General features: G+C 53.6%; 22 protein-coding genes. 7 read left to right on the top strand and 15 right to left on the bottom strand.

Translation table 11 applies throughout. The features are described from left to right. Nucleotides 1-139: 139 nt before the first annotated feature. The gene (locus tag MKX51_RS13100) at nt 140-427 is read left to right on the top strand and encodes a hypothetical protein (RefSeq protein WP_340992660.1); all 288 of its coding nucleotides are present in this window, start codon (nt 140-142) and stop codon (nt 425-427) included. 115 nt (nt 428-542) lie between these two features. On the opposite strand, the gene MKX51_RS13095 is transcribed toward MKX51_RS13100, so the two are convergent. Beyond that, nucleotides 543-1,649 carry a citrate synthase/methylcitrate synthase gene (locus MKX51_RS13095; RefSeq protein WP_340992659.1) on the bottom strand — a complete coding sequence of 369 codons (1,107 nt, stop codon included), beginning with the start codon at nt 1,647-1,649 and terminating at the stop codon, nt 543-545. A 128-nt stretch (nt 1,650-1,777) separates the two neighbouring features. After that, on the bottom strand, nt 1,778-2,620 hold the full coding sequence (locus MKX51_RS13090) for a helix-turn-helix transcriptional regulator (RefSeq protein ID WP_340992658.1): 843 nt from the start codon (nt 2,618-2,620) through the stop codon (nt 1,778-1,780). Nucleotides 2,621-2,752: 132 nt separating this feature from the next. Between MKX51_RS13090 and fabF the strand changes: the two genes are divergently transcribed. Beyond that, a complete protein-coding gene (gene fabF, locus MKX51_RS13085; protein WP_340992657.1) occupies nt 2,753-3,991 on the top strand; it encodes a beta-ketoacyl-ACP synthase II in 1,239 nt (412 codons plus the stop codon). Nucleotides 3,992-4,126: 135 nt separating this feature from the next. Here fabF and MKX51_RS13080 read toward each other — a convergent pair whose 3' ends face one another. Next, on the bottom strand, nt 4,127-5,560 hold the full coding sequence (locus MKX51_RS13080) for a glycoside hydrolase family 43 protein (RefSeq protein WP_340992656.1): 1,434 nt from the start codon (nt 5,558-5,560) through the stop codon (nt 4,127-4,129). A 168-nt stretch (nt 5,561-5,728) separates the two neighbouring features. Next, nucleotides 5,729-6,799: an ABC transporter ATP-binding protein gene (locus MKX51_RS13075; RefSeq protein ID WP_036729120.1), complete on the bottom strand. Its 1,071-nt coding sequence runs from the start codon at nt 6,797-6,799 to the stop codon at nt 5,729-5,731. Nucleotides 6,800-7,111: 312 nt separating this feature from the next. On the opposite strand from MKX51_RS13075, the gene fabV reads away from it, so the two are divergent. Further along, complete coding sequence (fabV, locus tag MKX51_RS13070) at nt 7,112-8,308, top strand: enoyl-ACP reductase FabV (protein WP_340992655.1); 1,197 nt, start codon at nt 7,112-7,114, stop codon at nt 8,306-8,308. Between the two features lie 49 nt (nt 8,309-8,357). On the opposite strand, the gene MKX51_RS13065 is transcribed toward fabV, so the two are convergent. The 5 genes from MKX51_RS13065 to MKX51_RS13045 are packed head-to-tail and all read right to left on the bottom strand — an operon-like array spanning nt 8,358 to nt 13,319. Next, nucleotides 8,358-9,329, bottom strand: coding sequence for a phosphotransferase family protein (locus MKX51_RS13065; RefSeq protein ID WP_340992654.1), 972 nt, complete (start codon nt 9,327-9,329; stop codon nt 8,358-8,360). Nucleotides 9,330-9,332: 3 nt separating this feature from the next. Continuing rightward, the gene (locus tag MKX51_RS13060; RefSeq protein WP_340941196.1) at nt 9,333-10,301 is read right to left on the bottom strand and encodes a sugar phosphate isomerase/epimerase family protein; all 969 of its coding nucleotides are present in this window, start codon (nt 10,299-10,301) and stop codon (nt 9,333-9,335) included. Nucleotides 10,302-10,342: 41 nt separating this feature from the next. Continuing rightward, complete coding sequence (locus MKX51_RS13055) at nt 10,343-11,413, bottom strand: Gfo/Idh/MocA family protein (RefSeq protein WP_340941198.1); 1,071 nt, start codon at nt 11,411-11,413, stop codon at nt 10,343-10,345. Between the two features lie 48 nt (nt 11,414-11,461). After that, complete coding sequence (locus MKX51_RS13050; protein ID WP_340992653.1) at nt 11,462-12,559, bottom strand: Gfo/Idh/MocA family protein; 1,098 nt, start codon at nt 12,557-12,559, stop codon at nt 11,462-11,464. Continuing rightward, nucleotides 12,552-13,319 (bottom strand): sugar phosphate isomerase/epimerase family protein, encoded by a 768-nt coding sequence (locus tag MKX51_RS13045; protein ID WP_340941200.1) that lies wholly within the window; start codon nt 13,317-13,319, stop codon nt 12,552-12,554. The genes MKX51_RS13050 and MKX51_RS13045 overlap by 8 nt, the downstream gene beginning before the upstream one ends. A gap of 312 nt (nt 13,320-13,631) precedes the next feature. Between MKX51_RS13045 and MKX51_RS13040 the strand changes: the two genes are divergently transcribed. Then, nucleotides 13,632-14,450, top strand: coding sequence for a helix-turn-helix domain-containing protein (locus tag MKX51_RS13040; protein ID WP_340941202.1), 819 nt, complete (start codon nt 13,632-13,634; stop codon nt 14,448-14,450). A gap of 3 nt (nt 14,451-14,453) precedes the next feature. On the opposite strand, the gene MKX51_RS13035 is transcribed toward MKX51_RS13040, so the two are convergent. Continuing rightward, nucleotides 14,454-14,669: a hypothetical protein gene (locus tag MKX51_RS13035; protein WP_340992652.1), complete on the bottom strand. Its 216-nt coding sequence runs from the start codon at nt 14,667-14,669 to the stop codon at nt 14,454-14,456. 231 nt (nt 14,670-14,900) lie between these two features. Between MKX51_RS13035 and MKX51_RS13030 the strand changes: the two genes are divergently transcribed. Next, a complete protein-coding gene (locus MKX51_RS13030) occupies nt 14,901-15,581 on the top strand; it encodes a TIGR00266 family protein (protein WP_036729143.1) in 681 nt (226 codons plus the stop codon). A 94-nt stretch (nt 15,582-15,675) separates the two neighbouring features. Here the strand turns inward: MKX51_RS13030 and fur are convergent, their stop codons facing one another. Beyond that, entirely contained in the window at nt 15,676-16,149 is a 474-nt protein-coding gene (gene fur, locus MKX51_RS13025; RefSeq protein ID WP_340941206.1) for a ferric iron uptake transcriptional regulator, read from the bottom strand. Nucleotides 16,150-16,436: 287 nt separating this feature from the next. Here fur and MKX51_RS13020 point away from each other — a divergent pair, with 287 nt between their 5' ends. Together MKX51_RS13020 and MKX51_RS13015 are read left to right on the top strand one after the other, a co-directional pair. Beyond that, nucleotides 16,437-17,012: a hypothetical protein gene (locus MKX51_RS13020; RefSeq protein ID WP_340992651.1), complete on the top strand. Its 576-nt coding sequence runs from the start codon at nt 16,437-16,439 to the stop codon at nt 17,010-17,012. A gap of 114 nt (nt 17,013-17,126) precedes the next feature. Beyond that, complete coding sequence (locus MKX51_RS13015) at nt 17,127-17,801, top strand: S-layer homology domain-containing protein (RefSeq protein WP_340941209.1); 675 nt, start codon at nt 17,127-17,129, stop codon at nt 17,799-17,801. 210 nt (nt 17,802-18,011) lie between these two features. Here the strand turns inward: MKX51_RS13015 and MKX51_RS13010 are convergent, their stop codons facing one another. The 4 genes from MKX51_RS13010 to MKX51_RS12995 form a co-directional block, all read right to left on the bottom strand. Beyond that, nucleotides 18,012-18,761, bottom strand: coding sequence for an amino acid ABC transporter ATP-binding protein (locus MKX51_RS13010; protein ID WP_340992650.1), 750 nt, complete (start codon nt 18,759-18,761; stop codon nt 18,012-18,014). A gap of 18 nt (nt 18,762-18,779) precedes the next feature. After that, nucleotides 18,780-19,448, bottom strand: a complete 669-nt coding sequence (locus MKX51_RS13005; protein WP_340941211.1) for an amino acid ABC transporter permease — start codon at nt 19,446-19,448, stop codon at nt 18,780-18,782. Further along, entirely contained in the window at nt 19,448-20,302 is an 855-nt protein-coding gene (locus MKX51_RS13000; RefSeq protein WP_340992649.1) for an amino acid ABC transporter substrate-binding protein, read from the bottom strand. Before MKX51_RS13000 ends, MKX51_RS13005 begins: the two co-directional genes overlap by 1 nt. Nucleotides 20,303-20,570: 268 nt before the next feature. Further along, on the bottom strand, nt 20,571-22,091 hold the full coding sequence (locus MKX51_RS12995; RefSeq protein WP_340992648.1) for a DHA2 family efflux MFS transporter permease subunit: 1,521 nt from the start codon (nt 22,089-22,091) through the stop codon (nt 20,571-20,573). Nucleotides 22,092-22,116 lie beyond the last annotated feature (25 nt).

The raw sequence follows: 22,116 nt of genomic DNA, 5'->3' as shown, positions 1-22,116 counted from the left end.
CTAGTCTACCATAGATCCGGGTTGTATATGAATCTGCCGGCATCCTATTGAAATGTGTGAATCTCCCATGGCACACGTTACAGCAATCATAGTTTTGCCGAATATACTATCCTATCACAAGGAAAAGGAGGACATTACAATGGCTATCTTATTACCGCAACAATTCTTCAACCTGCCGGCATCTGTAGGTAAATCTTACTATGAAAATCTGGCAGGTGGCATCAACGCAGCTGTGACGGTAAACAACAATTCCGGGTTCCCCGTGGATCTCGTTATTTACCGCGTCAACGCTCCAGTGGTCACTTATATTATCCCTGCATTTAACAGTCTCACTCTATCTGTTCATGCACTGCTTGTCGCTGGACTTCTCAGCACAGCTGCCGGGGCAGTCTTCGGCACAATCGAAGTGGCAACCTCTGATTTCTAATCTAATGTAAGAGTATCCCCCTCATACTCTCTCATTAACATTCCCTTGTTAAGCATCTCCGGCTGGTAGACGGCCGGGGGTGCTTTTGCATGTTCAATAGAGAAGCTGTTGCTAATCAGACTGTCTCTGATTCAGGCATCGATCCGATATAAGTAGATTGTGGCCGGAAAATCCGGTTATGGGCTGACTGCTCCAAGAGATGGGCCGTCCAGCCGACAATTCTTCCCGCTGTGAACGTAGGCGTGAAGATCTCCGGCGCCAGCTGCAGCGCCTTCAGAATAGCCGCAGCATAGAACTCAACATTGGTGAACAGGCGGCGGCCCGGCTTATATTCCTCCAGAAGCGCTACCGCTGTAGCCTCCACATGAAGCGCAAGATCAAAGGAAGCATCCTTGCCGATCATCGTAAGTGTCGCAATCTGCAAGGCTTCCGCCCGCGGGTCCTTGGTCTTGTAGATCCGGTGCCCGAAGCCCATCAGCTTCTCTCCGGCCTCAAGCTTCCGTCTCAGCCAAGGCTCCGCGCGTTCCTTCGTCCCGATCTCCTCCAGCATCGATATCACTTCATACGGGGCGCCGCCATGCAGCGGACCCTTCATGGCCCCGATCGAACCGGCTACAGCCGCACAGATATCCGATTCCGTGGACAGCACCACCCGCCCGGCAAAAGTCGAGGCATTCATGCCATGCTCCATACAAAGGATCATATAGGCGCTGAGCGCCTGCACATGAGCCTCCTCCGGCAGCTGGCCTGTGAGCAAATACAGATAATTCGCGGCATGGCCAAGCTCAGGAAGCGATTTCAGCGGCGCCAAGCCTTGAAGGCTGCGGTACCTGTAAGCAATGATCGCCGGAAGCATTGCCGTCAGCCGCACTGCCTGCTTAAGCGTGGGCGGCCAGGTAGCGTTCTCCTCATCCCCAAGTGCAGCCACTGCACTTTGCAATACCAGCATTAGCGGTACAGAAGCGGGATACAGGTCAAGCATCTTGCAGAGATATTCAGGAATCACTCTCTCCGCTGCCATTTGCGCCCTGAGCTGCGCCAGTTCCTCCGCATCAGGCAGATGTCCGTTCCAGAGCAAATAGGCAACTTCCTCATAGCTTTTGCTCACCGCAAGCTCCTTGGCCCAATATCCGCGGTACACCAGATAGCCTTTCTCCCCATCTACCAATCCGATTGCTGTCTCTCCGGCAACTACGCCTTCTAATCCCGTTACTTTAGCCATTATACCTTTACCCCTTTTCCGGTCCTTCCCGCAGGAAGAAATTCATCATATTAGGAGTATAAACTGCAAAATCGATATTGCATATTTATAGTTTTTTATGAATTCATAAGAAAAATCTATCACCTGTATTACTTAGGTTCCATGAGCTGCTTCAGCTTGGCTTCTGTTCCAGAGTCACCGGCTGGCGTGTAGATGCTACAGCGCAGATCTGCTGTACCTTGTACTTGCAGGGAGGTCAGATGGAACAGCATTTTGCCGGCTTTGGCATGCCGGAATTCCAGTACAACATCCGGCGCGGAGCTGACCCGGCTCTCTTCCCATAAATGATTGAATTCCGGATGCCCCTCCTTCATCTCCGCAATGAATTCGTCATACCAGCGGTCCTCCAGGTATTGCCCATAGTAGGCGCGGAAGATCGATAAGTATCCCCGCACGAACTGCTCCCAGTTCACCGCCAGCCGCCTGAACTCCTTGCGCTCGAACAGCAGTGAGATCATATTACGCTGCTGCGGAGCCAGCTTGGCGAAATCAAGAAATACATGCGCTGCTGCCTCATTCCAGCCCACAATGCCGCAGTGCCGGTCCGAGATAATGGTCGGGCAGGTCTTCAGCTCCTGCAATATCTTCTGCAGAGACGGATGAATCACCGAATGCTCCTCTTGGGTATAGTCTGTGACTCCCGGCCCTTTCTCCAGCGCCAGAGCGAACAAATAACTCCGCTCATCCTTCGTCAGCTGAAGTGTTGCGGCAATACAATCAAGAACGGATGGAGATACTTTAATATCCCGCCCCTGCTCCAGCCAGGTATACCAGGTGCTGCTAACTCCGGAGAGCTGCGCCACTTCCTCGCGCCGGAGCCCGGGCGTCCGCCTGCGGGTACCCTCCGGGAGCCCCGCCGCTGCCGGGGTGATGGCCGCGCGTCTTGCTTTCAGGAATTCCGATAATGCTTGAAGCCTGTTCTGATTGGACATCATGCTTCCTCCTGCCTTACAGTTCGTCTGCCTGTTAGTGTAGTAGTAATTATACTAGTATAAACTACAACTTGTAATAGGATAAGCAACATGAAAAAATAAGCTTATTCAGACTAACAGGAGGAATAGCAGATGGAACGTGTCGTGATTACAGGAATGGGTGTCATCTCCCCGCTAGGCAATACCGTGGACCAGTTCTGGAGCCGCCTTACGGCAGGAGAATCGGGGATTACGCCGATTGATTCTTTTGATACCACCCATTTCAAAACCAAGATTGCCGGCTCGGTACAGGCCTTCGACCCGGATGCCAGATTCGGCCGCAAGGAGACCCGGCGGATGGACCGGTTCAGCCAGTTCGCGCTTGCTGCCGCAGAGGAGGCCTGGACGCATTCCGGTCTTCGTCTGGAGGAGCTGGACCGGGAACGGCTGGGTGTCTATGTCGGCTCCGGCGTTGGCGGTATCCAGACATTGATGGACCAGGGCGAGCTGCTGCGTTCCCGGGGACCGGAGCGGGTAAGCCCTACCCTGATCCCGATGCTGATCTCCAATATGGCGGCTGCGATGATCAGCATCAAGCTGGGGACTCAGGGGCCGACACTCTCGCCGGTGACTGCCTGTTCCATCGGGAACACGGCCATTGGCGAAGCCTTCCGCCTGATCCGTTACGGCGGGGCCGATGTAATCATCGCCGGAGGGGCAGAAGCGGCGGTGACCGAGATTGCCCTGGCCAGCTTCGGGAATGCGACAGCCTTGTCTACCCGGAATGGGGAGCCGCAGGGGGCCAGCCGGCCTTTTGACCGGAACAGGGACGGATTTGTCATTGCGGAGGGCGGAGCTATTGTGATCCTCGAATCCCTCTCCCATGCCCTGCGCAGAGATGCCGTCATCTATGGCGAGGTCACCGGATATGGCGCCAGCTCGGACGCTTATCATATGGTAGCCACCCATCCTGAGGGGATAGGAGCCTATCAGGCAATGAAGCTGGCACTAAGCGAGGCCGGAATTACACCTGGGGAAGTAGATGTCATCAGCGCGCACGCGACCAGCACAATCGTCGGAGACCGTTCGGAGACTCTGGCTATTAAGAAGCTGTTCGGAGAGCAGGCCTACCGGATTCCGGTCACGGCGAACAAATCGATGACCGGACATGCCCTCGGCGCAGCCGGCGGTCTGGAAGCTATTGCCCTGCTGCTGAGTTTGCAAGAAGGGCTCATCCCGCCGACCATTAATCTGGAGCAGCCGGACGAGTCCTGCGATCTGGATTATGTCCCTAACGTAGCCCGCCAAGCGGAGCTGAAGATCGGGATCTCCAATTCCTTTGGCTTCGGCGGCCACAACGCTGTAATTGTTCTGCGCAAGTATGAAGCATAAACCAGGCTCATTTCCGCAGCAGCCCGCTTTTCCGTGAAAGGCCCGTGAACAGCAAATAGCGAATCCCCGGTATACGGAGATCCGCTATTTGTTATTGTTATGGACATGCCGCGATAAGGGATTCACGGGATCAGCTTACTTTTTCTCCGGAGACACATGGCTGCCCCAGACTGCAACGCCTTCCGCTGAAAGTGCCGTGAAGGTCATTACCTCGCTTGAAGCCGCTTCATTCCATTCCCGCAGGAACACCCCGCTGTACTCCGCACCCTCTATCGTCAGCTTCGCCATATGGTCATTGCTCAAGGTCCATGTACCTGTTGCTGCTCCGCTTATCGTGCCGTCTGTGTTCAACTCCACCAATTGCGACTCCGCCAGCTCAGCCGTAATCTCCTTGCCGTGGTTCACCAGCTTGTAAGCACCCGCCACATCCTTGGCTGTGTACTTGCCGATCTTCTCCCCTCCATAACGGTGGGGTGCGACCACTGGCCAGCCTGCTTCATTCATAAACATCTGATGAACCCGAACCTCATGCTGCTCCCCAAGACCCGGGAAACGGGTATGGAAGATCAGATAATACTGCCCGCTTGTCTCATCGTAGTACGCCGAATTATGTCCCGGGGAGACATAGCCTGTACCCGCTCCGGCCGCTTCTTCATCGGTATTCACAAATTCATGATTCCCCATCAGCTTAACGCCGTATGGTGCGTAGGCCGGATCATCGAACAGCACTCCAGGCGTCCCCTGCGCATCCAGCATAGCCTTGCCTTCCGAGTCCTCGAACGGGCCAGCCGGATGCTTGGAACGTGCTACACGGATATTATAGCCGCCATTCGCATCAAGCCCTCCGTAGGAGAGGAATAGATAGTAATAATCGGTCTCCGGGCTGTATAGCATATACGGCCCTTCAATCCGCGCATGATTCCCTCCGAGCAGCTTCTTGCCGTAACCCTGACCCTCCAGCGGGAAGCCCGTAGCCGGGTCCAGCTCCAGGATGAAGATGCCGCCCGAGTAGGAGCCGTAGACCATCCACAGCTTGCCGTCTTTATCCCAAAACACATCCGGGTCCACTACATTCGGCTTTTGTGTAGCATCATAGACCTCTCCGTCATCCCCGATGCCGGACATCCCCGACTTCAGAATAATGCCTTTATTCTTGTACGGACCTTCAATCTTATCGGCTACGGCAATACCTAGCGCAGACAGCGGGGAATCTCCCTTACAGGCATCGTAATACATGTAGAACTTGCCGTCTGCCAGCTGAATGACATCCGGTGCCCACAGCGTATCCGACTGGGCCCAACTAAGCGTCTCGTTAAGCTCCTCCGTTACATTCGGTATCAGCACATTATCGTCCGTCACACCGGAAGAAATCTGCGTCCACGCCATCAGATCCTTGGATTTGGCCGAGGCCAGATGCGAACCGAACACGTAATACGTATCCTCCACCTTAATCACAGAGGGATCGTGTACAGATACATTCCCGAACTTCGGCGGTCCTTCCGGATTCCCTCCACCGCATGCCGACAGCAGGGATAAGGATATCAACGCCGTTAAGGATCTTTTTCTCATCTCATCATAACCTCCCTATGTATACCCTTACATTTTGCTGCGCAAATGAGATTAAGTCAATACTTTTATTTATATTAGTTAGTTTTGTTTTATGTTTATATGAAACATAACACCCCATAAAACAAAAAACGCCAGGCCGATTATGGCCTGACGCTGATCTAATCAAACTTAGTATTCGCTGCTGTTGCCGACAAGTACCGGCTCTGGATAGGCATTGCTCAACACGCGGCGCTGCTTCTTCACGACATCCGGCGGCTCTACCGCTGGTGCCATCGGATGCATCAGCCAGGACTTCACAAGATGGGAGTCCGATACCTTGTACATTGGCGGTTCCTTCTCCATGTCAATCGCCATTGCATACGTGCTGCGCAGGGCGAAAGCATCCCCCTTAGGCGGCTTGATCAAGTCAGGAGGTGTGCCCGGGATCGCTGTAAGCATCGAGCCTTTGCTCTCCAGACTTGGCATGGAAGCCAGCAGGCCCCAAGTGTACGGATGTCTTGGATCGTAGAAGATCTCTTCTGCGGTACCCATTTCAACGATCTGTCCGGCATACATTACAGCTACACGGTCAGCCATTCTTGCCACAACCCCAAGGTCATGGGTGATGAAAATGATCGCAGTATCAATCTTCTTTTGCAGGTCCTTCATCAGATCAAGGATCTGTGCCTGAATCGTTACGTCAAGAGCGGTTGTCGGCTCATCGGCAATCAGGAGCTTAGGGTTAGCAGCCAGTGCCATAGCGATTACAACACGTTGGCGCATCCCGCCGCTGAATTCATGCGGATACTGCTGGAAACGGCGCTCCGGTGACGGAATACCTACCAGATTGAGCAATTCAACACCACGTTTGTAAGCAGCTTCCTTCGTGATATTCTCATGCTTGAACAGCACTTCCGTAATCTGCCGGCCAACCTTCATCATCGGGTTGAGTGAAGTCATCGGATCTTGGAAGATCATCCCGATTTCTTTGCCGCGGATTTTTTGCATCTGCTTCTCACTCTTGCCGATCAGATCTTGTCCATCGAACAGAATCTGTCCACGCTTATATTCGCCCGCAGGCTGAGGAACCAGCTTCATGACGGCTTGCGAGGTTACGCTCTTACCGGAACCGGATTCGCCAACAATCGCCAGTGTCTCCCCTTTATTTACATGAAAGCTGACACCACGGATTGCTTGAACTTCTCCTCCGCGTGTTCTGAATGATATAGCCAGGTCTTTTACCTCTAAAAGGCGCTCCATCCTGTCACCCTCTCTGTTTCTTTTCAAGTATGATCTTTATTCTTAATATCGAAAAAACACGCAATACTATTATTTTATCTATCTTAGGGGGCTTACGTCAAGATTTTTCTGAAAACGCCACCGTCAACAATCATGATTCGGGGCCAAGCTTCCCCCTACTATGAGAATACACGAAGAGCACATCCATAGCAAAATTCCCGGCAGTTACGCGCATCATTCCCACATCCCTCTCTTTGCCAAAGAATGTCGTCATCTGGTATGTTTATTTCTGCAATCCCTGCAACCACTGATGAGAGCGAGGTAACTACTCAAATGATCATAAAACCAAGAACCCGCGGGTTCATCTGCACTACTGCCCACCCGGCAGGCTGTGCACACCAGGTACAAGAGCAAGTATCTTATGTAAAGAATCAAGGAAGGTTTGCCGGTCCCCGCAATGTGCTCGTTATCGGCGCTTCAACCGGTTATGGGCTTGGAGCTAGAATTGCAGCAGCCTTTGGTGCCGGAGCAGCCACTGTAGGTGTCTATAGGCCGAGTACAGCCAGCGAGACCCGGACTGCTTCCGCAGGCTGGTATAATTCCGCAGCGTTTGAGGAGATGGCCTACACAGCGGGTCTGCACTCCTATAGCGTGTGCGGGGACGCTTTTAGCGCTGAGACCAAAGAACGGACTATAGCGTTGATCCGCCGCGAGCTTGGACAGGTTGATCTTGTCATCTACAGCGTAGCCTCGGCGCGCAGAACAGACCCGCAGACCGGAGAAGTTCATCAATCTGTGTTGAAGCCCATCGGCAGCCCTTATACCAATACAACCGTCAATTTCCATACCGGAGAACTAAGCACCGTACAGATTGAACCGGCCACCGAAGCTGAAATCGATGCTACCGTTCATGTGATGGGCGGAGAGGACTGGCAGCTATGGATTGAAGCGCTCCGGGATTCCGGCGTTCTGGCGGCGGATGCGGTTACACTTGCCTTCTCCTATGTAGGTCCAGAGCTAACACAGGCTGTCTACCGCGACGGCACCATCGGCCGGGCTAAAGACCATCTGGAAGCTACAGCCTTACAGCTGAATGCAGAATTATCTCGAACTGGCGGCCGCGCCTATGTTGCAGTCAGTAAGGGTCTGGTGACCCAGTCCAGCTCGGCGATTCCTGTAGTCCCGCTATACATTTCAGTCCTCTACAAGGTCATGAAGGAACAGGGAGTGCACGAAGGCTGTATTGAGCAAGCTTACCGGCTGTATACCGATTTCCTGTACAACCCTGAAGGGACTCCTGTAGATGCACAAGGGCGCATACGGATAGATGACCATGAGATGAGCCACGCTGTGCAGACGGAAGTGGAACGGATCTGGCCTATGCTAAGCACGGAGAACGTCTACGAATATTCCGATCTGGCCGCTTACAGACGCGAGTTCTTCCAGCTGTTCGGCTTCGAATCCGGCGGCGTTGACTATGAAGCTGATATCAACCCGGCTGTTGCCATCCGCAACAGTTACGAAGGATAAACAGGGCTTAAGGCCGGATCTCAGTAAGAGACCCGGCCTCATAAGTATGCTATAGTACCAACGCTGTGAACCGTGTCCAGGATTCAGCAAGATTGTCATGCGCCCAGTTCACATGATTCTCATCCTTGTACTGGCGCGAATAACATTCTATAAGCATGATAAGGTCAAGATACAGGTCATATAGCTGCTTCCGCAGCAGTTCATTCCGGCTGGTAAAAGCCGACCCATACCCTTCATAGAACGCTGCCGAGCTCTCGAAATGCCGGAAATAATACTCCAGCAGCACATCGCCCCACATCGCCCGCTCCCAGTCAATAATCGATACGATTACCCCATCCTGTACAAAAAGGTTGCCGCCCCACAGATCCCAGTGCACCAGCCGGGGCTGTGTTACTTCATCCAGGGCCGGCAGATACAGCTCCAGCACCTGCTCTATTTCCTGCTGACTAGCCGGTAGCCGTGCCTCCAGTCTGACCGCATCCTGAAGCAGATTCAGCAGCATAGACCGGAAGGTCTCTCTCCAGGACCGTCCACTCCCGTCAGACTCTTTGCCGAACAGCTCGAAGGCTGTCCCTTCTATCGCATTGATTCTGCGCTGATACTGACCCAGCTCGTATTCAATGGAATACCGCTGTTCCTCGGTGAGACTCTCCTTCACCTCGTTATACGGCTGCCCTTCAATCTTCTCCATGAAAAAATACGGACACGGAACCAACTGCAGACTATCGTCATAGCTGTACACTTCAGGCACAGGCACACCGCCTGCAGCACGTACCAGCCGGAGAGCCTCCACCTCAGCACGCATAATATCCTTCTCGTAGCTAAGAGTCTCTGTCTCCGGGTCCGGAGCCACCTTAAGAATGACGGAGCGGCCGTCGCTAAGCTCCAGGTCATAAGCCGTATTGAAGAATCCGGCGGTCAGCTCCCTGCTGCCGGCGATCTGCACATCTGTACCAAAGGCAGCGGCAGTCAGGAGACTGAGCTGCCAGTCGTTCAATTGGACTTTAGTGAAGCTCTCCACCGGTTAGACCCACCACATCTCAGACAGCGGCTCTTCGATCAGCACCTGCTTGAGATTGTCTACCGCTTTGGAGAAGCCCTCTTCAATGGACATCAGGCCGTCTTCATGCTCGATGCTGACTACAAAGTCGTAGCCTACCAGACGCAGTGCGCTCATCATGTCTGCCCAGACCTTAACATCGTGTCCGTAGCCTACGGAACGGAACTGCCAGGCGCGGTCCAGCATATTCGTATAGGACTGCATGTCCGTCAGGCCATGCTTGTTGACGTTCACCGGATCAATAACGGTATCCTTCGCGTGGAAGTGATGGATCGCACCTTCACGGCCGAGAATATGAATGGCCTGTACCGGATCGATTCCCTGCCACCACATATGGCTCGGGTCAAGGTTCGCCCCGATGGCCTCTCCGGCTGCTTCTCTTAATCTCAGCAGGGTAGCCGGAGTGTGTACCGAGAAGCCTCCGTGCAGCTCAAGACCAATCTTCACATCGTGTGCAGTGGCGAAGGCCGCCTGCTCTGTCCAATAAGGAATGACCTTGTTCTCCCACTGCCAGGCCAGAATCTCCTGGTAATCATTCGGCCATGGGGCAACCGGCCAGTTCGGATATTTCGCGCCTTCATGATCGCCCGGACAGCCGGAGAAGGTATTCACAACCTTAACGCCCAGCTTCTGTGCAAGCTTCACGGTGTCTACAAATACTTCGTGATCCTTGTCTGCCAGCTCCTTCTGCGGATGCAGCGGGTTGCCGTGGCAGCTTAGCGCGCTGATGATCAAGCCGCGGGATTCGATTTGCTGCTTGAATTCCTGAAGGGCCGTTTCATTCTCCAGCAGCTCCTTGGGATTGCAATGGCTGTTCCCCGGATACCCTCCGGTACCGATCTCAACGGCCTTCAGTCCTTTGGAGACCACATAATCCAGTGCATCCTCCAGCTTGCGGCCGCCGAACAACACCATAAATACTCCAAGTTTCATTTGCAGATTCCACCTCTCTTAGGGTCGTATTGAAGCCTAGATTAAGCTCCGTAGTTATCGAAATTCTTAATAGTCTCATTACGCTCTGCCGCTTCAAAGATTGCCTCAATGAGCTTCAGCACACGAAGCACCTCGGCATTCTTGACAACCGGTTCCGCCGTGCCTTCGATAACAGCGGCCAGATTATCATAGAAGCTGGAGGTCATCTCTAATGCCGCAGGCAGATCTTCAAGGACGGTCGAGCCTTCTGAAGGCGGGGCCATCGTCTTAGTCAAGCCTACACCTGCGCGGATCGGCGTGGGTTCAATCTTTTCCGATTCGTGGTTGGGGGCTACAATTCTGCCTCTCAGCGACCAGTCTTCAATAATAGCGGTTCCCCCGGTGCCCTTCACATACCATCTTGGCATCGTGATGAAATTGGTAGTTCCTACCTCGACGATGGCTCTGATGCCGTTCTCGAACTGCAGCACCGCATCGAATCCGTCATCTACATTATTGCCGAGGACAAAGCTCAGACTGCTGCTGACACTGCTCACCTTGCTGTCAATCATGAACAACAGCTGATCCAGCAGATGCACGCCCCAGTCCAGCAGCATCCCGCCGCCTTGCTCCTTCACATGACGCCAGTCGCCGGGAATTCCGTTGGCACCATGCACCCGGGATTCAATCTGAAAGAGTGATCCAATCGTCCCCTGCTCATACATCTCCCTGATTACGCGGAAATCCTCATCCCAGCGTCTGTTCTGGTGCACCATCAGCACCCGTCCGGCCGCCTCCGCAGCAGCCTGCATCTCGATGAATTCAGCCGAGGACATGGCAACCGGCTTCTCACAGACTACATGCTTGCCCATCTGAAAAGCCTGAAGGGCGATGTCCTTGTGCACATCATTCGGTGTAGCGATCAGAACAATGTCCACAGCCGGATCTGCCAGCAATTCTTCATAGCTGGAATACGCGGTGTAGCCTGCTTCCTCAGCCAAGGCGCGCCGCTCTGCCAGCAGATCGAAGGCACCGGTCACTACCACCCGGTCACTCTCTTTGATTAATTGGGTATGGTAGCTTCCCATTCCGCCGTAACCAACGATGGCTACAGTATGTTTGATTGAACTCATGGATTCCACTCCTGTTTGTCTAATAGTCGCGTGAACCGGAAGAGGCTCTTAGTTGTCAGAACTTCCGTCAAAATATACGGCGCGTCCGGTACGTGCTGATTCATACACTGCTTCAAGAATCTGGGTAACTACGAAGGCCTGCTCCGGCAGAACCACAGGGTCCTTGTCTTGTCTTACGGCTTCCAGCCACAGACGGGCTTCACGGTCTGCTTCATTCTCCGCAGCTCCGCTGTAGAAGGCGACACCGCCGGAGGACAGGTCCACCTTGGTCTCATACAGGCGGCCGGCACGTTCGCCGTTCAGACGCAGCCCGTCCTTCATATCCGCTCCGCCTTCCGTTCCGGCAAGCATGGTCTTGGCTTCGCCGAATTCAGATACGTTCAGCGCCCAGCTGGATTCAAGTACAATTGTAGCACCGTTCTCCATTGTAATGAAGCCGAAGGCGGAATCTTCTACCTTGAATTGCTCAGGGTCCCACGGACCGAAGGCATTCGCGGCATTCTTCTTCTGGCCCAACTTATGGAAGGTAGAGCCTACAACCATACGCGGCTTGTAGTTATTCATCAGCCAGAGTGTCAGATCCAGCGCATGGGTACCGATATCGATCAGCGGTCCTCCGCCCTGCTTCTCTTCATCCAGGAACACGCCCCAGGTTGGAACAGCGCGGCGGCGAAGCGCAATAGCCTTACCGTAATAGATATCGCCGAGTTCCCCTTCTTCACACAGCCCCTTCAGATATTCGCTGTCTGCGCGGAAACGGTTCTGATAAGCTATAGACAATTTCTTGCCTGTACGCTTGGCGGCATCCAGCATTTCTTTAGCCTGTGCAGTGGTCTTGGCCATCGGCTTCTCACACAGTACATGATTGCCGGCTTCCAGTGCGGCAACCGTAATCTCGGAGTGGCTGTCATTCGGCGTGCAGACATGCACGATATCGAACCCGCCCGTTGCCAGCAGCTCACGGAAATCGGTAAATACAGCAGCGCCTTCCGAGCCGTAGGTCTTGGCAGCCTCCTGGGCACGTTCTTCCACGATATCACAGAATGCCACCATTTCGGCATCCTCCTGACGGGCAAGGCTTGGCATATGTTTGCCGTTTGCGATACCACCGCAACCGATAATAGCAATTTTGAGTTTGTTAGACATGAATACTTCCTCCTTGATTCTCGTATGTTTTGATCCAGTTCAAACTGTCAGCGACACTACCAAGCGGCGAGCGGCTGCAGAAGTCCTGCTCCACCACTGCCCATTCCACACCAGCGCTAGCGGCTGCTTCAATGATCGCAGCCAGATCCACTTCACCTTCGCCGAGTACTACAGTCTCCGGTGAGCCGTCTTCTTTCTTCTTCAGATCCTTGAGGTGGATGATCGGCAGGCGTCCTGCATACTTACGGATATATTCTGCCGGATCATATCCGCCGTAATACACCCAGCATGTATCCATCTCCACTTGAAGCTGCTCAGCAGGCACCGCTTCGAACAGATAATCAAAGGCTGGCTGGCCGTCAACCTTCTCCGTGAATTCAAAATCATGATTATGATAAGACAGAACAGCACCGGCAGCCTTGCATTTCTCGCCGATGGTCCGCAGACCCGCGGCTACCTCCGGCCAGTTCCGTTGTTCTTCTGTCAGATAAGGCACGATCAGATTGCGGTTGCCGATCTCCAGATTGAAGGTGATCTCCTGCTCCGTATCATTCAGCATCGCATCGTACGGACGGTGTGCTCCGACAGCAACAAGTCCTGTCTCTTCAAGCAGCGCCTTCACCTGTTCAGCCGTACGGCCGAAATAGTGGAAGAATTCCACACCGCTGTAGCCCAGCTCGGCTACCTTACGTATAGTTCCCTCGAAATCCTGTTCCAGTTCTTCTCTAAGCGTGTACAGCTGCAATCCAACCTTAAGCATTGTTATTCCCACTCCTTATATGATCCGGAGTTATCCTGTTCTTGCTGCCGCCGCACTCCCGGTTACCTTCCCTGAAGCGCATCACCTGAACAAACGGGCTGTAAACATTGGAGAACGCAGCGTTCTCTTGGTTTCATCCACTGCTTCCAGAGTTTGTAAATGTAGCGATTAGCGCCGCAATACGGCCTTCTCCACATCATTTGTATGTTTTTTGCTTAGCTACATGGTAATATGAAAGCGTATATAATAAAATGAATAATATGATTAAAACATGAACAATCTGCTTATCATTTATTAGACTAGGAGGGACACATGACAACATCTGCCGCTTGCCACATTCTATCCGCCGGATTCTCCTTCCACCGCAAACCATTTCATATGTCACGCAGCGAGGGTGTACAGTATTATCTGCTGCGGCTCCAGACTGAAGGGCGCAGCCGCACCAGGGAGAACGGAGCCATTACGACCGTTGAGAGCGGCGATCTCATGCTGTTCGCACCGAATGACCCCTACTACTTGAGTATCGACAAGGAAGTCTATCCCGTCGGCAAGCCGAGGATCGAGAGCGGTGACTATCATATCTTTTGCAGCGGCCCATGGATTGAAGAGTGGTGGAGACGCAAGCAGCGTCCGGCGGTACTCCGCCTGCCGATGAGCGATCATATTCTCGGCCTCTTCCGCCAGCTTGTGCTGGAGCAGCGCCGCTTATCGGATTCCTCACCGGATATCTCTGCTTGTTATCTGCAGATTCTATGTATGGAGATTGACCGGCTGATGATTGATCAGCCCGCGATCTCACCGAAGGCTTATCTGGCTTACCGGATGAAGCAGTACGTGGAAGAACATGCCTCTTACAGCTTCCGGCTGGAGGATGTGGCCGCACATGTGGATATCTCGGTCTCCCGTGCGGTTCATCTGTTCAAGGAAGCGTTCGGCACCACGATTGTCAAATATGTAAATGATGTACGGCTGGATATGGCCCGGGAAAAGATTACGTTCAGCCCCATGCCGCTGGAGCATGTCTCCGAGACCTGCGGATTTGCGAACTATACCTATTTCCACCGGATCTTCCGCAGCCGGTTCGGCATGTCGCCCAAGGAATACCGTATTCACAGCAGGGCACAGGTATAAGTATTACCCCGCTGCCCCCAGGCATGCAAAAGGAGCGCCATCATGGAAGATCCGCTCCTTGTGTTTGACCTTATTCAATTGCTCCCGTTTGCCGGGTGTAACTCTGACATGCTGGGAGATGGCCCCGTAATCCTGATTGAGTCTGCGGTTTCTTTCTGCACACCATGTGCCTGAGCGCTCTGCCTTAAGCAGCGCCTTCTGCGTTCTTGTCCGTACCATAAGCGGCGACACTCCTTGTCATTCGTATAATCAGTGCGGCTGCACTGTCCACTTCATTTTAACACACTATCCTGACCGCTGCCCGGTACTGTTCACTATATTCATTTGGTACTGTACTCCAGCCTTGGCTGTACCCGGCTTGCAGTTGGACTATCTGGTACAGTATCCTTGAAGAGCAAGATACATACCTGTGGCATAACCAATAATCGCAAGAATGAGGAGGAACGGGATATGAAATATGATGTGCTGTATGACGGCGCCTTCGCCATGCTTAAGGTCCTGCTGGAGCCGGGCGAGAGCGTTAAGGCGGAGATGGGTGCGATGGTCGCCATGTCACCGAATGTGGAGCTGCGGGGCACCGTGGACGGCGGAATTATGCGCGGCCTGGGCCGCATGCTTAGCGGGGAGAAATTCTTCTTCCAGGAGCTGACCGCCACGCGCGGACAGAGTGAGGTCCTGCTCTCACCCGGTTCTATCGGGGATGTACAGGCCATTGAGCTGGACGGGTCGTACAAGCTGATCGTACAGAAGGACGGCTTCCTGGCGGGAACCCAAGGCATTCAGGTCAATACCAAAATGCAGAATCTGACCCGCGGCCTGTTCTCCGGCGAAGGATTCTTCATTCTGGAAATCAGCGGCAGGGGCACCGTCTTCCTCTCCTCCTTCGGAGCGATTCACGCCATTAACCTCGGACCGGGCGAAGAGATGATCATCGATAACGGACACCTTGTAGCTTGGCCGGACTATATGGATTACAAGGTGGAAAAAGCAGCCTCCGGCTGGCTGAACAGCTTAACCAGCGGCGAGGCCCTGGTCTGCCGGTTCCGCGGCGAAGGGGTGATCCTGGTTCAGACCCGCAATCCCGGCAGCTTCGGAACCTGGATCAAATCCTTCGTTCCGAACCGCTCCTAGCAGCGGCATTTCGCAGATTCCGTAACTTCTTAATATTTGCAAGAAGGCGCAGGCTGAACTTCAGCCCTGCGCCTTCTGTGCGTTGCAGATGTGCTTATGAGACGGCGCGGCAGTCCTTGTCGCCCTTGCAGCCGTTCTTTTGACAGCTATTATAGGTGCCTTTGAAATCGAGACGGTGATCAGTCACACTGAAGCCGTATTCACGGGCTACCCGCGCCTCCAGCTCCACCAGCCAATCATCCTTGATCTCTTCCAGCTTACCGCATACATTGCAGATCAGGTGATGATGCATATGCACATGATCGTCGTCGCGCAGATCATAACGGGCGACGCCGTCGCCGAAATTCATTTTTTGCACAATATGAAGTTCACACAGCAGCTCCAAGGTACGGTAGACAGTCGCCAGCCCCAAATGCGGGTAACTGCGCTTGACCAGCATATATACCTCTTCCACGCTTAGATGATCCTTCTCATTATCCAGCAGCACTCTCACTATCGCTTCACGCTGTGGTGTAAGCTTATAATTATGAGCCGCAAACTGCTGACTGATATTTGACACTCGGTTCACCCGGGTTCCCACCTTTCCGGAAGCAGAACAATTCCCGCAGAATAATTAGTAATCGTTACGATATAAGCATAACAAACTTGCCCGTCAAAGAAAAGTCCTGACACCAGTATAACATCACTTGCCCGCAATAGCCCCCCTCTGCCGCTCCACGTATAGATAATATTTCTGCCGAAACCGGAGTTGCCCATTCCGAAGTGTGCGTAATCCCCATACTCTATATCAAGATCAAATGTAACCGATACATGCTTATACTTGGAAAGAATCTGTGCAAAGTGAGGATGATCCGGATGGCGAAAGTACAACCTAAGCAGACGCAGCGGCTGGTAACAGCCCGTGTACTGCGCAGCGTAGCTGCGGCCATGCTGCCGTTCTACCGGAAAATTGCCGGAAACCGCAGTTATGCCAGGCAATGGACAACCGCGGTTGTCACTGCCGACCTGGACCTGATGGGCAGCTTGCTCCACAGTATCCCCGCACTTGCCGACGCGGAGAATTACGGAACGAACGGAATCGGTTATTTTATCTCTTTTCCCTTTCCGCTGCCGATTGCCTTCTATACCAATGGAACGACGATTCCGCCGGGAACCGTTCAGTTCACCTTCAATACAGACGCCCACCGCTGCATAGCGCGTTCCATCATCCCGTTGTACCGCGAGCTTGCGGTTAACCGTAGCTTCGCGGAAGCCCTGGCTGCCGCCATCCGGCGTAAGGACAACCGGGCGGTAAGGGCGATGGTGCGCAGTCTGGTAAGAACAACGTCACTGAAATCCGTAACGATTGAAGAAAGCGGAATTGCGCTGCTGTTCAAGACCCGCTTCAGCCGGTACCCCTACCGCAATCTGCTGTTTCAGGAAATGATGTAGCTTGCCGATCCAGCAGATCGGGATTAATACGCTTGCAACCTTTTCTGATCTCATTACGTTAGAGGAGTTGATACAGGCCAAACGGCCCAACCCTATAATAGAGGTGGAATTCAGATGAGTATGAAAAAAAACACGATCGCAGCTATTACAGCAGTAACCCTCCTTTCCTTCTCTCTTGGCGGACAAATTTTTGCAGCCGGCAGCAGCTTCAAGGATATCAGCCAGGTGACAGGTAAGGATAAGATCAACTCTCTGAAGGAGCAGGGCCTGATCAAAGGAATCTCCGACACCCAATTTCTGCCGGCCTCCACAGTAACTACAGCGCAAGGGATACAATTTATCTCCGGCGGTCTCCAGCTTAGCCTGGCGGCAATTGATTTCAATAAGGCTCCCCAGGCAAGTGCGCTGTTCTCCAAAGTAAAAGACAATGCCTGGTACGCAGAAGCCTTCATCAATGCCCATTATAATGGTGTGAGTATCCCGGCCAATATCGATCCGGCCAAGCCGATTACCAAAGAGCTGTATACCAGTATGCTGGTTCAAGCTGTGGAAAAGGCCGGTAACCTGCCGATGATCAATCTCGTTCCGGCTGAGCTTGCAGATGCAGACGCGCTGGACCCTTCCTATCAGGGCAGCATTCAGCGGGCGCTGAAATACAAGATCACTGCCCTTGATGCCAGCGGCAAGTTCAATCCGAAGAGCACTATCACCCGTGCTGAAGCAGCAGTTATGCTGTACAACACGCTGGACTACTTGAAGTCCGTTAGCGATGGCGGCACACAGAAGTAAAGGAAAGCTGGATTCGTTCATACCGCTCCCCCGCGTATGATAGATCAAAGGCTGTCCCGGAAGCCGTTACGGCTAGGGGCAGCCTTGTTTTTTTGACAGGAAATACGTAGGCTTATTGTGAGTATTCTGTGACAATCACAAACTGGGCAGCAATAAAAAGGCAGACCAGGACTCCCCTCCCGGTCTGCCTTAATATGCTCCGTCCCGCAATCACTCTTCCCCGCTGAGCCGGTTCAGGAATTGCAAGGCGCGCGGGTTCTTCGTCTGCTCCAGTACCTCCCGGGGGGTTCCCTGCTCCAGAATGACTCCGTTATCCATCAGGATGATCCGGTCGGCCACATCGGCCGCGAATTTCATCTCATGGGTGACGATAACCATCGTCATTCCTTCCCGGGCCAGCTGCTTGATGACCTTCAGCACCTCGCCGACCAGCTCAGGGTCAAGCGCCGAGGTCGGCTCATCGAACAGCAGCACCTCCGGCGAGGCCGCCATGGCGCGGGCTATCGCTACACGCTGCTGCTGGCCGCCGGACAGCTGATGCGGATACGCATCTGCCTTGTCTGCCAGACCCACCTTGTCCAAGAGTGCCAGCGCCTTGCTGCGCGCTTCCTCCTTGGAACGCTTTTGCACCGTGATCTGTCCCTCCATGACATTGCCGATCGCCGTCATATGCGGGAACAGATTATAAGACTGGAACACCATTCCTGTCTGCTGGCGCAGGGAGAGTACGGTACGCTGTGGAATTATGCCGCCCGGGGTGAAATCCAGCTTAATCGTGTTCAGCGTAAGACTGCCCTTGTCGGGGGTCTCCAGCAGGTTGAAGCAGCGCAGCAGCGTGGTTTTGCCGGAGCCGGAAGGTCCGATAATGACCATGACCTGGCCGTGTTCAACGGCGAGATCCACACCTTTCAGCACCGCAAGCGGCCCGAAGGACTTATGTAAATCGCGTATTTCAATCATGCGTGTGCCTCCTTCACCTTAACTGGCCGAATACCGGTCCAGCCGCTTCTCCAAGTAATTCTGCAGCGCCGACAATACGGAGCAGAACAGCAGATAGAACAACGCCGCTTCGCAATACAGCAGCAGGGGTTCATAGGATGTCGCCACAATCTGCTGGGCTTTTCTGAAGATCTCTACATAAGTAATACTGGCCGCAAGCGAAGTATCCTTAACCAGGCTAATAAAAGAATTCGATAACGGCGGAACCGACACGCGGGCAGCTTGAGGCAATATCACCCGGCGCAGAGCCTGCTTCCGGCTCATCCCCACAGAGAACGCGGCTTCCCACTGGCCCTTGTGGATAGACAGGATGGCAGCCCGGACAATCTCGGAGGAGTAGGCCCCGACACTGAGCGTGAACCCGATGACAGCGGCGATGAACGGATCAAGCACAATCCCGGCGGCGGGCAGTCCATAGAAAATAATAAACAGCTGCACCAGCAGCGGCGTTCCCCGGATCACCCAGACATAAAATCTGGCGATCAGCCTCGGAAGTCTCCAGGAGGACAGCCGGGCAAGCGCAGTAATCACCGCCAGCAGCAGCCCCAGAATAAAGGATACCACCGCAAGCGGAAGGGTAAAAGCCACCCCGGCTTTGAACAGGGGCAGCAATGAATCGAGAAATATTTGTATTTGGCGGTCATCCATCATTTCGATACGTCAGTGCCGAAGTACTTCTCGGAGATCTTAAGGTAGGTTCCATCGCTCTTCATAGCGGTCAGCGCTTCGTTCACAGCCTGCACCAGCTCGTCATTCCCTTTCAGGAAGACTGCGGCACTATGCGAGCCCTCGGCAATCTCATCTACCTTCTTAATCTTGATATCCGGCTTCTGCTTCTTCAGGTCGAGGAAGGACAAGCCGTCATTCACGGTGGCATCGATCCGGCCGGAGGTCAGCAGATCAATCGCCTGGTTGAAGCCTTCGGTGGATACGATCTCGGCACCGTTGTCTGTGGCGATTTTGCCGAGGTTACTGGTCAGGGACTGGCCGGCTTTTTTACCCTTGAGATCAGCGAACGTCTTAATATCCTGATTGTCCTCCGGCACGATCAGCACCGCCTTGGAAACAATATACGGATCGGAGAAATCATATTTCACTTTACGTTCATCAGTGATAGAGACTTCATTGAAGATCACATCGAAGCGCTTCGCATCCATCCCGGCAAAAATCCCGTCCCATTGCGTCTCAATGAACTCCGGCTTCACACCTAAACGCTTGGTCACTTCCTCAGCAATCTCAACATCGAAACCTGTCAGCTTGCCGTCCGCATCATGGAAGGTGAATGGTGCGTAGGTTCCTTCAGTTCCGATGCGCAGCTTGCCGCTGGCTTTGACGGCCTCCAGGCTGTTCTGCTCCCCGGAAGCTGTACCCTCTGTAGCCGCTGCTGTGGGTTCATTTCCGGTATTGCCGCCCGTTGCTGCCTTGTCCGTATTGTTGTTTCCGCAAGCCGCAGCCGTGACCATGGTCAGGAGCAGCATAATAGTCAGACTTAGTTTTTTCATTCGATGAATCCCCTCTCATATCTTCTCTTTAGATACCGTAATTACCGGCAAAAAGAATAGTAACACTGAGGCGTTACCTGCGTCAATGATTTTTTCCGATTATATTCATCGGATTTGTATAGTATTGATTTTCCATAGCTTAGCTTGCCCCAATTTCGGCTCCTGCATCAGAATATTCAGAATAGAAAATAACAAAAAGCGACCCTCCGGCAAAAGGAGAATCGCTGCTATATGGATGTTACAAGCTCTGCTTCTATATGGTGCATTACTATACGTGCATGATTTCCGGTGCCGCCTTGTCCTTAGAACGCTCAGCTCCGGAATGGCGGCCCCGGCGCAGCAGCAGTCCAAGGACCGCACCGCCAAGCGCAACGAACATCATAATGTGGAACGTGTCCGCGAAGCCCTGCGACAACACGGTCTGCTTGGCCAGCAGGAGTGCTTCCTGTGAAGCGCCTGCGGTGCTTTTACCGGCAGCCGCCGCCGCTTCCTGCATCTCTATGCCGCGCGCCGTTGTTCTTGCCGTCAGAATCGTAACCAGAGTCGAGACAGCCAGCGAGGTAATGACCTGCTGCATCGAGTTCGTCAGCGAGGTTACCCGGTTCACCAGATGGCTTGGAGCTTTGTTGAGCAGATGAGTGTTCATCGGCATCATCATCATGCCCATGCCGGCCCCGCACATGATCAGCGGAAGGATCAGGTCTCGGCTCTGCGTGGTGAGATCCACATGCGAATACTGGAATAACGCGCCGGAGACCAGACTGAGACCGCAGACCACGAGCCAGCGCACACCGATCCGGTCGAACAGTATCCCGGCAATCGGCATCATCAGCCCGGAAGCGATCGCTTGCGGCAGCAGCGTCAGACCGGTATCAAATGCGCCGAAGCCGCGGGCCTGCTGCAGAAATTGCGGGAGCAGGAATAACGCGCCATATAAGCCGAACTGGGCAATCCACTGCACGATGATTCCTGTCGTGAAATCTACGGATTTCAGAATCCGCAGCTCCAGCAGCGGTGTGTTGGAGCGCAGCTCGGCGATGACAAAAGCGATCAGAGCCACAGCGCCCAGCAGCAGCCCGATCAGCGTCTTCTCAGAGGTCCAGCTCTGCGCGCCCTGGCTGACCCCGTAGGTTAGCGAAGCAAAGGCCAGCGGTCCAAGAACCATACCTAGCTTATCCATGCCGGGCACGCTGTTCTTCGCCGCACTCGGCAGCTTGCGCAGTCCGATCAGCACAGCGATGATGCCAATCGGAATATTAATGAGGAAGATCCAGCGCCAGGAATGGTATTCAACCAGCCAGCCCGACAATACCGGACCAATAGCCGGAGCGAACAGGACGGGAATACCCATAATGCCCATGACTACGCCAACCTTACTTTTAGGAGCCAGTCTGTATACATAGGCCATTCCGACAGGGAGCACACAGCCGCCGCCCAGTCCCTGAATAACCCGGAAAACAATCAGCCACTCGGCGCTGCTTGGTGTAGCGCACAGAATCGAGCCTATCGTGAACACAACTACCGCCGTCAGGAAGACCGTCTTGGCCCCGAACCGGTCAGACAGCCAGCCGGACAGCGGAATAACGGAAGCCTGGGCCAGCATATATCCGGTAACTACCCACTGCAGCGTATGCAGATCTGTCTTGAAATCCACCACCAGCCTGGACAAGGCTACGTTCATCGCCGTACTGTCCAGTACAACCATAAATACTCCTGCAATGATGGCCAGCAGCGGAACCAGAATGCCGGACAGCCGGAAATCGGCTTCCTGCTTCAAGGTCTGATCCATGTCTCTTCTCCTCCTGAGCTGTCCG

It is taken from the genome of Paenibacillus sp. FSL M7-0420, assembly GCF_038002345.1.
In the GTDB taxonomy this organism is placed as follows: Bacteria; Bacillota; Bacilli; order Paenibacillales; family Paenibacillaceae; genus Paenibacillus_AQ.
Note: the sequence above shows the minus strand (reverse complement) of the source record. Positions and strands in the feature narration are given on the sequence as shown.

Bases quoted from the DNA above. Each gene is read 5' to 3' on its own strand.
- MKX51_RS13100 (WP_340992660.1), top strand. From the start codon at position 140: ATGGCTATCTTATTACCGCAACAATTCTTCAACCTGCCGGCATCTGTA.
- MKX51_RS13095 (WP_340992659.1), bottom strand. From the start codon at position 1,649: ATGGCTAAAGTAACGGGATTAGAAGGCGTAGTTGCCGGAGAGACAGCA.
- MKX51_RS13090 (WP_340992658.1), bottom strand. From the start codon at position 2,620: ATGTCCAATCAGAACAGGCTTCAAGCATTATCGGAATTCCTGAAAGCA.
- fabF (WP_340992657.1), top strand. From the start codon at position 2,753: ATGGAACGTGTCGTGATTACAGGAATGGGTGTCATCTCCCCGCTAGGC.
- MKX51_RS13080 (WP_340992656.1), bottom strand. From the start codon at position 5,560: ATGAGAAAAAGATCCTTAACGGCGTTGATATCCTTATCCCTGCTGTCG.
- MKX51_RS13075 (WP_036729120.1), bottom strand. From the start codon at position 6,799: ATGGAGCGCCTTTTAGAGGTAAAAGACCTGGCTATATCATTCAGAACA.
- fabV (WP_340992655.1), top strand. From the start codon at position 7,112: ATGATCATAAAACCAAGAACCCGCGGGTTCATCTGCACTACTGCCCAC.
- MKX51_RS13060 (WP_340941196.1), bottom strand. From the start codon at position 10,301: ATGAAACTTGGAGTATTTATGGTGTTGTTCGGCGGCCGCAAGCTGGAG.
- MKX51_RS13055 (WP_340941198.1), bottom strand. From the start codon at position 11,413: ATGAGTTCAATCAAACATACTGTAGCCATCGTTGGTTACGGCGGAATG.
- MKX51_RS13050 (WP_340992653.1), bottom strand. From the start codon at position 12,559: ATGTCTAACAAACTCAAAATTGCTATTATCGGTTGCGGTGGTATCGCA.
- MKX51_RS13045 (WP_340941200.1), bottom strand. From the start codon at position 13,319: ATGCTTAAGGTTGGATTGCAGCTGTACACGCTTAGAGAAGAACTGGAA.
- MKX51_RS13040 (WP_340941202.1), top strand. From the start codon at position 13,632: ATGACAACATCTGCCGCTTGCCACATTCTATCCGCCGGATTCTCCTTC.
- MKX51_RS13035 (WP_340992652.1), bottom strand. From the start codon at position 14,669: ATGGTACGGACAAGAACGCAGAAGGCGCTGCTTAAGGCAGAGCGCTCA.
- MKX51_RS13030 (WP_036729143.1), top strand. From the start codon at position 14,901: ATGAAATATGATGTGCTGTATGACGGCGCCTTCGCCATGCTTAAGGTC.
- MKX51_RS13020 (WP_340992651.1), top strand. From the start codon at position 16,437: ATGGCGAAAGTACAACCTAAGCAGACGCAGCGGCTGGTAACAGCCCGT.
- MKX51_RS13015 (WP_340941209.1), top strand. From the start codon at position 17,127: ATGAGTATGAAAAAAAACACGATCGCAGCTATTACAGCAGTAACCCTC.
- MKX51_RS13010 (WP_340992650.1), bottom strand. From the start codon at position 18,761: ATGATTGAAATACGCGATTTACATAAGTCCTTCGGGCCGCTTGCGGTG.
- MKX51_RS13005 (WP_340941211.1), bottom strand. From the start codon at position 19,448: ATGGATGACCGCCAAATACAAATATTTCTCGATTCATTGCTGCCCCTG.
- MKX51_RS13000 (WP_340992649.1), bottom strand. From the start codon at position 20,302: ATGAAAAAACTAAGTCTGACTATTATGCTGCTCCTGACCATGGTCACG.
- MKX51_RS12995 (WP_340992648.1), bottom strand. From the start codon at position 22,091: ATGGATCAGACCTTGAAGCAGGAAGCCGATTTCCGGCTGTCCGGCATT.